Origin of the sequence: Agrobacterium sp., assembly GCF_032092815.1 — a bacterium.
In the GTDB taxonomy this organism is placed as follows: domain Bacteria; phylum Pseudomonadota; class Alphaproteobacteria; order Rhizobiales; family Rhizobiaceae; genus Agrobacterium.
The window spans coordinates 89,983-102,693 of the sequence record NZ_DAMDBP010000002.1; the positions used below are offsets into that span (position 1 = coordinate 89,983).

Below are 12,711 nucleotides of genomic sequence, written 5' to 3' on the forward strand. Positions count from 1 at the left end.
TATAGAAATGGGCATGGAAACGGATGGAAAAAACCTTCGCCGCGGCTGGACCACGGGCACTTGCGCAACCGCAGCGACCAAAGCTGCCTGCGCCGCCCTGTTGACCGGCGATTTTCCATACCCTGTCGAAGTGGAACTTCCAAGCGGTGCAAGGCCACGCTTTTCGCTGGCAACCCATGAAAAAGGTGCCGATTACGCCAAAGCAGGGGTCATCAAAGACGCGGGCGACGACCCTGATGTCACCCATGGCGCGCTGATTGAAAGCACTGTCAGGCACGGCCAACCGGGAAGCGGTATTGTTTTCAAGGCAGGAAAAGGCGTGGGCGTTGTCACCCGCGCAGGCCTGCCACTGCCGGTCGGCGAACCGGCTATCAACCCCGTGCCACGCAAGATGATGGAAACCGCCATCCGCGAAGTTGCCGGCGACAAGGCCGATTTTGAAGTCGAGATTTCGGTTCAAGACGGCGAAAAGATTGCAGAACGAACGCTGAATGGCAGACTTGGCATTGTTGGCGGCATCTCCATTCTTGGAACCACAGGGGTGGTTATTCCCTTTTCCTGCTCGGCATGGATCCACTCCATCTGGCGCGGCATTGATGTGGCGCGCGCCGCCGGTCTGACCCATGTTCTTGGGGCCACCGGCAATAGCTCTGAAAAGGCCGGACAGGCTTTTTACGGGCTGGATGAAGTCGCGCTGATCGATATGGGCGATTTTATTGGCGGCATGCTGAAATATCTGCGCAGCCATCCCGTTGAAAAAGTGACCATTGCCGGTGGTGTTGCCAAGATGACCAAGCTGGCGCAGGGCATGCTGGATGTACACTCCAAACGTGGCCTTGCCGACCTTGAAGCCCTGGCTGCCCTGGCAAGCGGTGTTGGTGCAGACAACGCGCTGATTGATGAGATCATAAAAGCCAACACGGTTGCTCATGCCTTTGAGTTGGCGGAAAGTGCCGGCATCAATCTTGGTAGCGTGGTGGCCGAAAAAGCGTGGATCACGGCGGCGGCGGCGCTGAAACACCCTGATATGTCGCTGGAAATCCTCGTTTTCGACCGCCTTGGCACACTGAAAGGCCAAAGCGGTTTTACCCGCTCCGATCACGCTTACGCCTCTCCTTTGGGAGAGCGGAACCGACGAACATAATCTGTGCTGTAGAGCGCGCTTTCACGGAAATCTTCCGAAGCCAGGCCCTTGCCGACAAAGATCAGGGCAGTACGTTCAACCGGTTCTTCGGCAAGTTTTGCTTCAATATCGCCAAGCGTTCCACGAATAATCCGTTCCTCTGGCCAAGAGGCACGCACCACGATGGCAACAGGGCAATCACCGCCATAGAGTGGTGTCAGGTCTTCCACCACCTTGGCAATGGCGTGAATGGCAAGGTGAATGGCAAGTGTTGCCCCTGTCGCACCAAATGCCTTGAGGTTTTCCGTCTCCGGCATTTTCGAGGCGCGACCAGATACTCGCGTAAGCACAAGACTTTGTGCGACCTCAGGCACCGTCAATTCGCGTTTCAACGTAGCAGCGGCGGCTGCAAAGGAGGGCACGCCAGGCGTGACCGTATAATCCAGCCCCAGACGCTCCAGACGCCGGATTTGTTCACCCATGGCACTCCAGACCGAAAGGTCGCCCGAATGCAGACGCGCCACATCCTTGCCATCACGCGCAGCAGCCGCATATTCCGCTTCGATTTCATCCAGCGACAAGGCCGCCGTATTAACAATACGGGCGCCGGGCGGGCAATAGTCCAGCAACGCTTTTGGCACCAGTGATCCCGCATAAAGGCAGACCGGGCAGGCGGCGATCAGATCACGCCCACGCACTGTAATGAGGTCTGCAGCGCCCGGACCGGCACCGATAAAATGAACTGTCATTCCTGATCTCCTGAGGTGGCAATCGCCACCGTAATCTCGTTGATCACCATACGCGGCGCGATAAGCCTCGAGCCCGGTCCCAATGCCGCGAGGGCTGAGGCCTCGCTGAGGCTTGGGGAACCGGAATGCGCTTCGCTTACCGCCGAGCGGGTGAGGGTGTGGCTCGCCGCCTGTTCAAAATCTGCCTGCGCCACGACAACAAAGGCCATGTTGCGGAGGGTTGCTGCTTCCAGCAAAGCCGGCTCATCAGCCTTTAAGGGTGCCGTGGCGATAAAGTCGATATTGACCTTATGCTGCCTGGCTGCCTCATCCAGCGCCGCCATCACAGCTTCAACGCTGACGCCCTTGCGGCATCCTATGCCCGCGACAATCACGCCGTTTCTCCCGGTTTTACCCAGGACCATTGGGTAACCGGCATGGCCGGACGCCAGCCTTGCATGGCACCGACCGGTGCGGCTCGCGAGACCTCCAGCCGGATCAGTGAACCGCCAAGCCGGGCTTGCACTGCCAGCAACATGGCCTCCATTTCCAGCGTGACGGCGTTGGCGACCAATCGGCCACCTGGTTTCAGCGCTTCAATTGCGCCGTCCAGCACACCGGCTTCACTGCCGCCACCGCCGATAAAGATCGCATCCGGGACTGGCAAACCTTCAAAAGCATCGGGTGCAGTGCCAATCACCACGTCCAACCCCGGCACACCAAAGTTTTCGGCATTCCGAACAGCGCGTTCTGCACGCTCCGCATTCTGCTCGATACCAATGGCCCTGAGCGAAGGATGAGACAGCATCCACTCAATACCAATCGAGCCGGAGCCTGCACCAATATCCCACAAAACTTCGCCATGTCTGGGGGCAAGCGATGACAAAGTCACGGCGCGAATTTCCCGTTTGGTGATCTGGCCATCATGCTCGAACAATGCGTCATCGAGACCACTCGTAAATGGCAAGACACGCGCTGTTTCATGCGCAACCACGTCCAGCGCCAGCACATTCAGCGGATCAACATCAGTGAACGAAAATGCAGAGGCCTTTGTTTGTCTTCGTGTTTCACGTGAACCACCCAAGGCCTCGAGCACTGTCAATTCTGATGCACCGAACCCTGTCTGCGACAAAAGCTCCGCCAACAGGGCAGGTGCCTTGTCATCGGATGTCAAAACGATGAGCTTTGCGCCCGGCTGCAAATGCGGACGGATAAGATCGATCGAACGACCATGTAAGGACACACATTCGACATCCTGCAACGCCCAGCCAAGCCGGGAGGCCGCAAGCGAGAAGGCCGATGGCGCCGGATAAGAGACGGTTTCCTCTGCCGCGACATGCCGCAGAAGCGTGACGCCGACCCCGTAAAAGAACGGATCGCCAGAGGCCAGCACGCAGACTTTTTTACCACGCAGCGCCACGACGTCGGCCATTGCCACATCAAACGGCACAGGCCAGGATTTCGCGTCACCCTTGATGGCTTCGGCAGCCAAAGCCAGATGCCGTTTGCCACCAAATACAAATTGAGCAGTTTCAATCGCGTGACGAGCGTTCGGACTCAAGCCGGACAGGCCATCTTCGCCGATGCCAACAATGGAAAGCCAGGGTTCATGTGTCTTTTCGGTGGAAGCCCGTGCCGTTCCGGCATATTCAGAAGCCATGACACGCTCCATTCTTATCCTTGGTGGCACCGCCGATGCCCGCCTTCTGGCTGGAAAGCTTGAAAAAGAATCCGGCTACCGGATATTGCTGTCCATGGCAGGCCGGACGCGCGATCCGGTGAAACAACCCGTTCCGATTCGCATCGGTGGATTTGGTGGCGCCGGTGGACTTGCCGATTTCATAAAGGAAAACGCCTTCGATCTTCTGGTGGATGCCACCCACCCCTACGCGGCGCGTATATCCGCCAATGCCGTGGCGGCTGCGCAACTGGCCAAGGTGCCGCTGGTCGCGCTGGAGCGGGCGGCGTGGCAAAGGCAGGTGGGTGACCGCTGGCAAGCCGTTGCCAATGTTGAAGTGGCTGTCAGTGCGGTGGGTTCCGGCGGCAAGAATGTTTTCCTTGCGCTTGGCCGCCAGGAACTTCTGCCTTTTGAGCGTGCTCCACACCATCGTTACCTGATCCGCAGCGTCGATCCGGTCGAACCGCCTCTCAATGTGCCGGATGCCCGCTACATCACCGCACGCGGACCCTTCGAACTGAGCGATGAAATTGCCATGCTGCGCGATAACCGGATCGATATCATTGTGTCCAAGAACTCCGGCGGTGCGGCGGCCTATGGCAAGATCGAAGCGGCACGGCAGCTTGGCATCGACGTGGTGATGATCGAACGCCCGCCGCATCCCTGCGCCGCGACCGTGCCTGATATCGAAGCTGCGCTCACCAGCATCCAGCATCAGCTTTCCCTTTTGGAAGACCGTGGCGAATAAACGATTGGTTCCTGTCCGTTTCGTATTATAAGCCGGGTTTCTTCGGTACCGACGATAATGCAGGTTGCCATGTCAGCCATGTCGCTTGTCGCTTCCGACAGTGGAACCACCCGAATACGCTCATCGACACGACCAGCCGCGCGGCCAAAAATAACCGGCACCGAGCCGGGAAGATGGGCACGCAACACCTCGAATGCAGTCGTCAACTGATGCGGGCGTGCCTTGCTGACCGGATTATAAAACGCCATGACGAAACCGGCATTGGCGGCCGCAATCAGGCGTTTTTCAATCAATGACCACGGCTTGAGATTATCCGAGAGCGAAATGGCGCAAAAATCATGTCCGAGCGGCGCACCGGCTCTCGCTGCAACCGCGAGCATGGCCGTCACACCCGGCACGACGGAAAATTCGATGTCGCGCCATTCCAACGGTCCGCTTTCGATGGCTTCGCAGACAGCGGCTGCCATAGCGAAAACACCGGGATCACCGCCTGAAACCACACAGACCTTGCCTCCAGCCGCCGCCAATTTCAACGCAGCTTCAGCGCGGGAGATTTCCTCGCGATTGTCGGAGGCATGGCGACGCTGATCTGGCCGCAAAGACAGGCGATCAAGATAGGGAATATAACCGAAAAAGGCTTCAGCCTCGTCCACAACAGTCAAAGCCTGCGGGGTTATCTGTGCCAGATTGCCAGGGCCAAGGCCAACAACGGTCAGACGCCCGCTCATGGACGATCCTTCCAGCCGGGAACCAGCACCAGCGAAAAATAGGGAGCGGGAGAACTGTCCCGCTCAATCATCGGAATGGCCGCACTGTTCGCCATCGTGCCGCGCTCGACATAAAGCGCGCTGTGCAACTTGCCTGCCTTTTCCAGCGCCTTGCGAATTTTGGGAAGGTTGCGTCCAACCTTCATGATCACCGCGCCATCTGTACCGGACAGGCGCTCAGCCAAAACCTCTTCCGACAGCGTGCCGGGAAGGACACTCAAGATATCATCGCCCTGTACCAGTGGAAGACCAGTCATCGACCAGCATCCGGACATGGCGGTAATGCCGGCAATCACTTCTGCCGGATAGGATGGTGCAAGCCGCAAATGCAGATGCATGTAAGATCCGTAAAACAACGGATCACCTTCTGACAGCACAGCCACGGTGCGGCCCTGGTCAAGATGAACAGCAATATCTCTAGCCGACTGATCAAAGAAACCGGCAATCGCGCCGCGATAGTCTTCGCCGTTCTTATCGCTTTCCACCGTCACCGGATACACAAGCGGCATTTCGACGGTACCGGGGCGAATGAAGGCCTCGACAATGCCACGACCATTGCCGGTGCTGCCTTTTTTGCAGAAGAATGCCAGAACATCGGCATTCTCAATAGCGCGAACGGCTTTCAGGGTCAGAAGTTCAGGATCGCCCGGGCCGGTGCCGACACCAATGAGTTTGCCTTTGACGTTTTCAAGAAGAGCAGCACTCACAGACCTGCCCTCGCAATGGCATTAACGGCAGCAGCGGTCATGGCCGAGCCACCCATCCGTCCCTTGACGATGGCATAGGGAATGCCGAGCGGGCTGATCTCAAGCGCATCTTTCGATTCCGCAGCTCCGACAAAACCAACCGGCATGCCGATAATGGCGGCGGGTCGTGCACCACCCTTGTCCAGCATTTCCAGGAGGTAGAACAATGCCGTCGGTGCATTACCGATGGCCACCAGTGCGCCATCGAGTTTTTCCGCCCACAGATCGAGCGCCGCTGCCGAGCGGGTGTTGCCGATCTGTTTTGCCAAGTCTGGCGTACGCGGATCACGCAATGTGCAGATCACCTCGTTATTGGCAGGAAGACGTGCGTGGGTCACGCCACGTGCCACCATCTCGGCATCGCACAGAATAGGTTTGCCAGCCTGCAATGCGCCGCGTGCTGCCGCTACGAAATCGCTGGAGAAACGGAAATGCTGCGCTGCCTCAACCTGACCGCAGGCATGGATCATGCGAATGGCAATATCGGCCTCTTCTTCGGTAAACGCAGAAAGATCGGCCTCTTCGCGTATAATGGCGAATGAGCGTTCGTAAATGGCATTCCCATCGCGGATGTAATCGTAATCGGTCATCAATTGTCCTGTTGGAGCACCGCACTGACGGTCTCAGTTCCCAAACGGGAAAAAAAGGTGCGAGCAGTTTCTCCGGGCTTATGTTCTTTTTCGTAAAGCTGGGCAAGCCGCGAAAGCGCAGCCTTTTGTCCGCCAAAGGGCAGAATCGCAGCTGGTGAGTCGCCGACACGCACAGAAAGACCAAAAGCCAGACCTTCTGCGCTGCCGTGAAAGGCCAGAAGTGCCGGTGAGGGATGTGCACATCCCTTGGCGCAGCCAGATAAATGCAGGGTAAATGATCCATCCAGTAGGGAGGCACATTCGGTAGCTGCATGGTCGGCCAATGCATGGGTCGGCATGAAGGCTGAACCACAGGCGGGTGCGCCGGGACAGACAGCAATGGCAGATCGGGGATCTCTTGCCATCGTCACAAAACCAGCCGTAGCAGCATGGGCAAGCAACGCTTCACAATCCGCTTCGCGTCCACAAAATATCAGCGAATGCGATGGTCCCGGTCTGACATTGACCACCCCCAGAACAGTCGCTTGCTGAAAGAGCGAAGCCAACCTGTCGGCTGAAATTTGCCCGAACGCAGGTGCAAGTCCGACGGCAAAAAAGCCATCCCCCAACGCCATCAGTCCGTAAGGTAAAGGTGCAATCTGTGGGGAGAAATCGACATCGTGGTCCAGCAACCGTTCAGCGCAGACAGCACGCACGGTCGACAAATCCAAATCCCGACCACGCACATCTGGCCCGATTGTCGCAAGGTGAGACAGCAGGTCGATGACGACAGGAGCAGCCTGTTCCTCGCGCAGAAAACCGGCCTTCAAAGCCTTAGTTTCAGCGCCACCCAGCATTAGTTGCCAGACTATCCTGTTATTCAGTGTCACGGCCTTCAGACGAATGTCGGCCAGCAGATCACCGAGGCTCACATGGCCGCCACCGTCAACGATAACCGACATTTTGGCGGCCAGTCTGTCATGAAGACCAAGTTTTTCAACCAACATTCGAATCCGGCTTACGATATGTCGTGTGTCCGCAATTGCCGTCTGGTCGATACCAGCCAGCGGCGACGTCTCAACGGCTAGGCCTTGGCGAATAGGCAAGCCAAGCTGCAGCACATCTCGCTCCAGCTCAGTCGCACTTTGTGCTGTCAGACCACGAAACTGCAGCCCACCGCGTGCGGTGATATCAACGAGACCATTACCGTGCCGAGTGGCCAATGTGCAAAGTGTGACAAAATCCTGCGGCGACACATAACCGGTAAAAGCCACTCGAGATAGCAACCCGTCACCGGTCTGCATCGGGGCGGACAGCGCCGGACAAATGCCGCGACGCGAAAATGGCTGAACGTCGGAAAGCGGCAATGCACTCATGTTGCCACCCTGATCTGCCGGGGTGTAAGCAGCATTTCCAATTCAGCGTCCACGGCGTTACGGCGGCTGTGCCAGAGGTTCCGCCGACGGGCAGAGATAAAGCGCTGCGCCATCACCTCGGCTGCCTGCGGATTTTCTTGCAAAATGAAATCCCGAACTGCCTCATCACCAAAATAGGCATCATAAAGCGCCTCGATTAGCGATGATGGAACGACATGAGTGGTTTCAGCAAAACCGATCAACCTGTCGACTGTTTCAGCAAATTCAGCGGCACCGCGCGGTCCATGGCGCATTTGTCCAGCGATGAACCGTGGATTGACTGCGCGCGCCCGCACGACACGGGTCAAAGCCTGCACAATGGAGCGTGCACGTGGGCGAGCCGGATCGGTGGTGTCCAGTGCAACCACATCTGCTGCCTGTCCAAGCGCCGCCTTGGCAGCCGCAAAACCACCGATAAAGGCAACATCGGAAGAACCGTCGAGAAGATCGCGTCCAGGATCATCACCGGTATGGATCAGAAAATCTGCCTTCCCGACCTGGGTGGCGAAACCATCATCGGCCGATACGCCAAGCCCATCTGCCCCACCAAAGGCATGGCTGGCGGCATCAAGATAGATCTGGCCCAATTCATCGCGCTCATCCCAGCGGCCATTGGCAAGTTTTTCTTCAATGCCAGCGCCATAGGTGCCGGGGGCAGAACCGAAGATACGGGAGGGGATGTGACCCAACACGGCCGTTTCCTCAGCTAGTGGGTTATCGCCCGGCGCTTCCTCCCGTCCGGCAATGGCTTTTGCGGCAGCATCCAGCAGCGCAATCAGAGCTGGGAACATGTCGCGGAACAGACCGGAAATACGGAATGTGACGTCTACTCTCGGTCGTCCAAGTGCCGCCGGGGGTAAAACTTCAATGCCGGTAACGCGACCGGTGGCGGGGTCATAGATCGGCCTTGCCCCCATCAAATGCAGAGCTTGCCCGACATCCTCACCGCCATTGCGTAAAGAGGCAGATCCCCAGAGGTCGAAAATCAGACGTTTAGGCCAATCACCGTGATTTTGCAGATAATGCCGCAACACCTCTTCACCCGCCATCCGGCCCAGTTCAAAGGCAGTTGGCGTCGGCATGGTACGTGGATCGGCAGCGTAAAGATTGCGCCCCGTCGGTAACACATCCAGCCTGCCACGCGCCGGTGCACCTGATGGGCCAGGGACTATGTGCTGGCCGTCAAGTGCTGCCAACAAAGCAGCTTTTTCCGCAGATGCACTTTGAGTTCTCAGCGGGTCGGTTTCGTCACCCATGGCTCGGCCAAACACATGTTGACCGTCCTTGATGGCAAAATCCTTGAGGTCGCAGAGAAAGGCATCAATGCGCGACAGCGCAGCATCGGCATCATCACTGGCACCGACACCCGCATCTGCAGCGAGACCGGTCTCTTGTGCCTTTTCAACGATGAGTTTCGCCAGCCTATCACGCCGGCGACGGTCCAGACCGTCAGCCTGCGCATATTCATCAACCAGCTGCTCCAGCGCCGCCTGATCCGGTGAAAGCCCGGCATCCACGAGTGCAGGGGGAATATGCCCGATTGTAACTGCAGCAATACGTCGCTTGGCAACGGCTGCTTCACCCGGATTGGACACGATAAAGGGATAGATGACCGGCAGCGGTCCGGTAACGATTTCAGGAAAACAGGCTTGCGACAGCGCAACGGTCTTACCCGGCAACCATTCCAGTGTGCCATGCGCACCGACATGAATGACCGCATGCGCATCGAAACTGCCACGCATCCAGGCACCAAACGCCACCAGTGCATGACGTGGCGGCAAAGCCGGGTCATGATAATCAACACGCCGATCTTCATTGCGGCCGCGATCAGGGGCAAGTGCAACCGTCACCGCACCGAAATGCGCTGCTCTAAAATGGAAATGACCATCAGTAACGGCGTCATCCAGTGCCGCATCACCCCAGGTGTCTTGTAAGGCCTGACGGGCAGACGAGGGGAGCGATGCTAAGAAGACGGCATAATCAGCAAGCGAAAGATCAGCAGTTTCGCGTTCAATACGATCCAGCAAACCGCGTGCGGTTTCAGGGATGTTTTCAACGCGGTAACCAGCATCAGTGAGGTCACGCATCATCTCCAGCACGCTCTGAGGCACATCCAGACCAACAGCATATCCGGTTCGACCCGGTGCGGCACCGGGATAGTCCGGCATCAGAATGACGAGGCGTCGATCGGATGGTTCGGCACGCTTAAGCCGAAGAAAAGCATCGACGCGTGCAGCAACCTGCTCGACGCGATCAGCCTCAGTGACGTTTACCAGTGCTTGTCCACCCTGCGGATCAAGCTGCTTGAACGAGATGGCGCCGGCCAGAATGCGCCCGTCCAGCTCTGGTAGGACCACATGCATGGCAAGATCCGACGGGTTGAGACCGCGCATGTTTTCGGCCCACCCATCACGACGCGTTGTCGCCATGATGACCTGAAAAACCGGAACACCCAATCGGTCGAACAGCGTATCACCGGCATCATCGGTCTGGCTGGCAAAAGCAGTCGCGGCAATGATTGCTGCGGGTTGCACCAAAGACAGCATTTCCTCCAGAAACCGAATTGCCTCTGCGTCCTTCAGGCCGCTGACGAAAATCGGCAATGGCGCAAACCCGCGTCGCTCCAAAGCCGAAAACAGCGCATCGATTGGCGCTATATCCGCTGCCAGCAACATCGAGCGGTAGAACAACACAGGCAAGACAGGTGCATCGCTGGCACCCCCCTCCAAGGCTCGCTCGATTTCGACAAAACCTTCATTGGGTCGGTAGAATCCGGCTTTTGGCAGCGGTTGAGGGCTGATTTGCGGCCACTTTTCACCCTGAACCAGGGCTGCCAAACCGACGGACAACAGCGCCATGTTGGAGCTACCACCTTCGCGGAAAAATGACAGGATTGCCGAAAGAGTAGAAGCATCAACGGTGGACGCTGCCTCCAGCTTTTCGTCCCGTTCACTGCATTCACCGGGCAACAATACAAGCTTTATACCACGGCGACGCGCCATGATGCCTAGCTGGTCGACACCATAACGCCAACGATCTGCACCACCGAGAATCCGGATAAGGATCAGTTTTGCCTTTTCCGCCGTCTTTTCAATCCATAGATCGACAGACATGGGATGGCGAAGTTCGGACAGGTTGGCAGAGACAAGCGAGAGGGGGCCAGCAGAAACCTGCTTCCAACCGCGCTCCAGACCTGCCAGATCACTGCTCGAAAAGGATAACACCACCACATCCGCCTGCGGCTGGTTGAGATCAACCGGCTCGATCAGGTCGTCCAGAGACGAAGATGTGGTGGCGAGAATATGCATGGATCAGGCCGCGAGCATCTTTTCGATTTTTGCGCGGTCGATACCCTTTTCACCAATCACCACAAGACGGCTGCGACGGGTTTCACCTGCAGCCCACGGGCGGTCAAAGTAGTGGTTGACGCGCGAACCCACTGCCTGCACCTGCAAACGCATCGGCTTGGCAGAAACCTCGACAAATCCCTTGATGCGCAGCACATTTTCAGCCGCAGCCGTTTCCGCGATTTTGGCCGCCAATGCCTCTGGATCGGACACCGCGTTCAGTTCCACAACAAAACTGTCGAACTCATCATGATCGTGATCTTCTTCCTCGTCATGATGCGTGTGGCGGTTCTCAATGTCGTCTTCGACAGCAAGGCCAAGGCCAATCAGAACGGCGGGATCGATCGCACCGTTAGAGGCAACAACGATCTTCGCTGCCTTTGGCAGATGTTCGCCAATATGCGCCTTGGCGCGTTCCAGACCTTCTGCGTCCAGCAGGTCACCCTTGGTCAGCACGATCAGATCTGCGCAGGCGATCTGGTCTTCAAACACTTCTTCGACCGGATCATCATGGTCGAGCGCCTCGTCATTGGCACGCTGGGCAGCAAGCGCATCCAGATCATGCGAGACCATGCCTTCTGCAAGCGCAGCACCATCGGCAACGGCGACAACGGCATCCACAGTCACGCGGCTTTTGATTGCCGGCCACTGAAAGGCCTGTACCAGAGGCTTTGGCAGGGCAAGGCCGGAGGTCTCGATCAGAATATGTTCCACCTTCGGCTGACGGCTGAGGATCTGTTCGATTGCCGGCTGGAAATCATCAGCCACCGTGCAGCAAATGCAGCCATTTGCCAGTTCAACGATGTTTTCTTCCGGGCAGCTCTCAATGCCGCATCCCTTGAGGATTTCACCATCAATACCGACATCGCCAAATTCATTGACGATGATAGCAAGACGCTTGCCTTCCAGTTTTTCCAGAAGCCCACGCAGCAGCGTGGTTTTTCCAGCACCGAGAAAACCGGTGACGATGGTGCAGGGGACACGGTCCAGCGAATTGCTCATGATTTTTCCTCTGTGAAATCAAATGGTGGAATACGCGCAATCATGCCGCGTTTCAAACTGTCAGGACGCCCGCGCCAAGGCATAAGGCCATCTTGTGCATCGGCCAGCAACTGCGCACCGGTGATGAGATCGTCTGCATCCTCAAGCGTCAGCCCGCCAAAAATATAGGACCAGCCATCGGCACTACGGATACTGGCACTCAGGCCCCGTTTGCAATTGGCAAGACAATTAACGCTGCGTACCTGAATGCCGGCCTGGCCTGCCTTTTCAATGGCGACCGTCGAAAGAAGTGAGCCGGGGCGTGGATCAGCATTCGGATCATCCTCGCTGCGACAGTTTCGGCAGACAAACACAACGACACCATCACGGGAATCGTTTTTTTGGTTGCTGTCGGGGCTGGGCGATGTCGCCGTAATATCCAAATCCGTATTCGCTTTCCGCGCCTTTAAAAAACTTATGGGGTGCGGTTATCGAAAACGGCAACTCATCGGATTGAGAGCCAGATATTCGATCGGATCGACTGACCGGAGCACCCCGCCCGACAGACGTATTTTCCTGAAACGGCAGGTCTCCTGGCTTGCGGCTTTT

At 57.2% G+C, this 12,711-nt stretch carries 13 protein-coding genes and 1 riboswitch (1 of these 14 only partly in view); of the genes, 2 read left to right on the forward strand and 11 right to left on the reverse strand.

The window, feature by feature from the left end; translation table 11 throughout:
* The first annotated feature begins 13 nt into the window (after window positions 1-13).
* A complete protein-coding gene (locus tag RT613_RS01380; RefSeq protein WP_313612369.1) occupies window positions 14-1,144 on the forward strand; it encodes a cobalt-precorrin-5B (C(1))-methyltransferase in 1,131 nt (376 codons plus the stop codon).
* Here RT613_RS01380 and cobM read toward each other — a convergent pair.
* From cobM to cbiE, 3 genes are read right to left on the reverse strand one after another with little or no spacing between them, the layout of a single operon-like run.
* Window positions 1,105-1,872, reverse strand: a complete 768-nt coding sequence (cobM, locus tag RT613_RS01385; protein WP_313612371.1) for a precorrin-4 C(11)-methyltransferase — start codon at window positions 1,870-1,872, stop codon at window positions 1,105-1,107. The genes RT613_RS01380 and cobM overlap by 40 nt on opposite strands.
* Window positions 1,869-2,246 carry a cobalamin biosynthesis protein gene (locus RT613_RS01390; RefSeq protein ID WP_313612372.1) on the reverse strand — a complete coding sequence of 126 codons (378 nt, stop codon included), beginning with the start codon at window positions 2,244-2,246 and terminating at the stop codon, window positions 1,869-1,871. The genes cobM and RT613_RS01390 overlap by 4 nt, the downstream gene beginning before the upstream one ends.
* On the reverse strand, window positions 2,243-3,511 hold the full coding sequence (gene cbiE / locus RT613_RS01395) for a precorrin-6y C5,15-methyltransferase (decarboxylating) subunit CbiE (protein WP_313612374.1): 1,269 nt from the start codon (window positions 3,509-3,511) through the stop codon (window positions 2,243-2,245). Before cbiE ends, RT613_RS01390 begins: the two co-directional genes overlap by 4 nt.
* Between cbiE and RT613_RS01400 the strand changes: the two genes are divergently transcribed.
* Entirely contained in the window at window positions 3,510-4,277 is a 768-nt protein-coding gene (locus RT613_RS01400) for a cobalt-precorrin-6A reductase (RefSeq protein WP_313612375.1), read from the forward strand. The genes cbiE and RT613_RS01400 overlap by 2 nt on opposite strands.
* Here RT613_RS01400 and RT613_RS01405 read toward each other — a convergent pair.
* The 8 genes from RT613_RS01405 to RT613_RS01440 all read right to left on the reverse strand — a co-directional run.
* A complete protein-coding gene (locus RT613_RS01405) occupies window positions 4,244-5,005 on the reverse strand; it encodes a precorrin-3B C(17)-methyltransferase (protein WP_313612377.1) in 762 nt (253 codons plus the stop codon). The two genes, RT613_RS01400 and RT613_RS01405, sit on opposite strands and share 34 nt — an antisense overlap.
* On the reverse strand, window positions 5,002-5,751 hold the full coding sequence (locus tag RT613_RS01410; RefSeq protein WP_313612379.1) for a precorrin-2 C(20)-methyltransferase: 750 nt from the start codon (window positions 5,749-5,751) through the stop codon (window positions 5,002-5,004). The genes RT613_RS01405 and RT613_RS01410 overlap by 4 nt, the downstream gene beginning before the upstream one ends.
* Window positions 5,748-6,380: a precorrin-8X methylmutase gene (locus RT613_RS01415; protein ID WP_313612381.1), complete on the reverse strand. Its 633-nt coding sequence runs from the start codon at window positions 6,378-6,380 to the stop codon at window positions 5,748-5,750. The genes RT613_RS01410 and RT613_RS01415 overlap by 4 nt, the downstream gene beginning before the upstream one ends.
* Window positions 6,380-7,735, reverse strand: coding sequence for a precorrin-3B synthase (cobG, locus tag RT613_RS01420; protein WP_313612383.1), 1,356 nt, complete (start codon window positions 7,733-7,735; stop codon window positions 6,380-6,382). The genes RT613_RS01415 and cobG overlap by 1 nt, the downstream gene beginning before the upstream one ends.
* On the reverse strand, window positions 7,732-11,082 hold the full coding sequence (gene cobN, locus RT613_RS01425; protein WP_313612384.1) for a cobaltochelatase subunit CobN: 3,351 nt from the start codon (window positions 11,080-11,082) through the stop codon (window positions 7,732-7,734). Before cobN ends, cobG begins: the two co-directional genes overlap by 4 nt.
* A gap of 3 nt (window positions 11,083-11,085) precedes the next feature.
* Window positions 11,086-12,123, reverse strand: coding sequence for a cobalamin biosynthesis protein CobW (gene cobW / locus RT613_RS01430; protein WP_313612386.1), 1,038 nt, complete (start codon window positions 12,121-12,123; stop codon window positions 11,086-11,088).
* Window positions 12,120-12,545 (reverse strand): DUF1636 family protein, encoded by a 426-nt coding sequence (locus RT613_RS01435; protein WP_313612388.1) that lies wholly within the window; start codon window positions 12,543-12,545, stop codon window positions 12,120-12,122. Before RT613_RS01435 ends, cobW begins: the two co-directional genes overlap by 4 nt.
* Window positions 12,487-12,711, reverse strand: a 225-nt coding sequence (locus RT613_RS01440) for a hypothetical protein (RefSeq protein WP_313612390.1), incomplete at its 5' end; no start/stop codon positions are given. The genes RT613_RS01440 and RT613_RS01435, both read right to left, overlap by 59 nt.
* Window positions 12,668-12,711, reverse strand: a riboswitch (cobalamin riboswitch); it runs 144 nt beyond the window's last position. Its footprint overlaps the gene before it by 44 nt.

Bases quoted from the DNA above. Each gene is read 5' to 3' on its own strand.
- cobG (WP_313612383.1), bottom strand. From the start codon at position 7,735: ATGAGTGCATTGCCGCTTTCCGACGTTCAGCCATTTTCGCGTCGCGGC.
- cobN (WP_313612384.1), bottom strand. From the start codon at position 11,082: ATGCATATTCTCGCCACCACATCTTCGTCTCTGGACGACCTGATCGAG.
- RT613_RS01415 (WP_313612381.1), bottom strand. From the start codon at position 6,380: ATGACCGATTACGATTACATCCGCGATGGGAATGCCATTTACGAACGC.
- RT613_RS01400 (WP_313612375.1), top strand. From the start codon at position 3,510: ATGACACGCTCCATTCTTATCCTTGGTGGCACCGCCGATGCCCGCCTT.
- cbiE (WP_313612374.1), bottom strand. From the start codon at position 3,511: ATGGCTTCTGAATATGCCGGAACGGCACGGGCTTCCACCGAAAAGACA.
- RT613_RS01380 (WP_313612369.1), top strand. From the start codon at position 14: ATGGAAACGGATGGAAAAAACCTTCGCCGCGGCTGGACCACGGGCACT.
- cobW (WP_313612386.1), bottom strand. From the start codon at position 12,123: ATGAGCAATTCGCTGGACCGTGTCCCCTGCACCATCGTCACCGGTTTT.
- cobM (WP_313612371.1), bottom strand. From the start codon at position 1,872: ATGACAGTTCATTTTATCGGTGCCGGTCCGGGCGCTGCAGACCTCATT.
- RT613_RS01405 (WP_313612377.1), bottom strand. From the start codon at position 5,005: ATGAGCGGGCGTCTGACCGTTGTTGGCCTTGGCCCTGGCAATCTGGCA.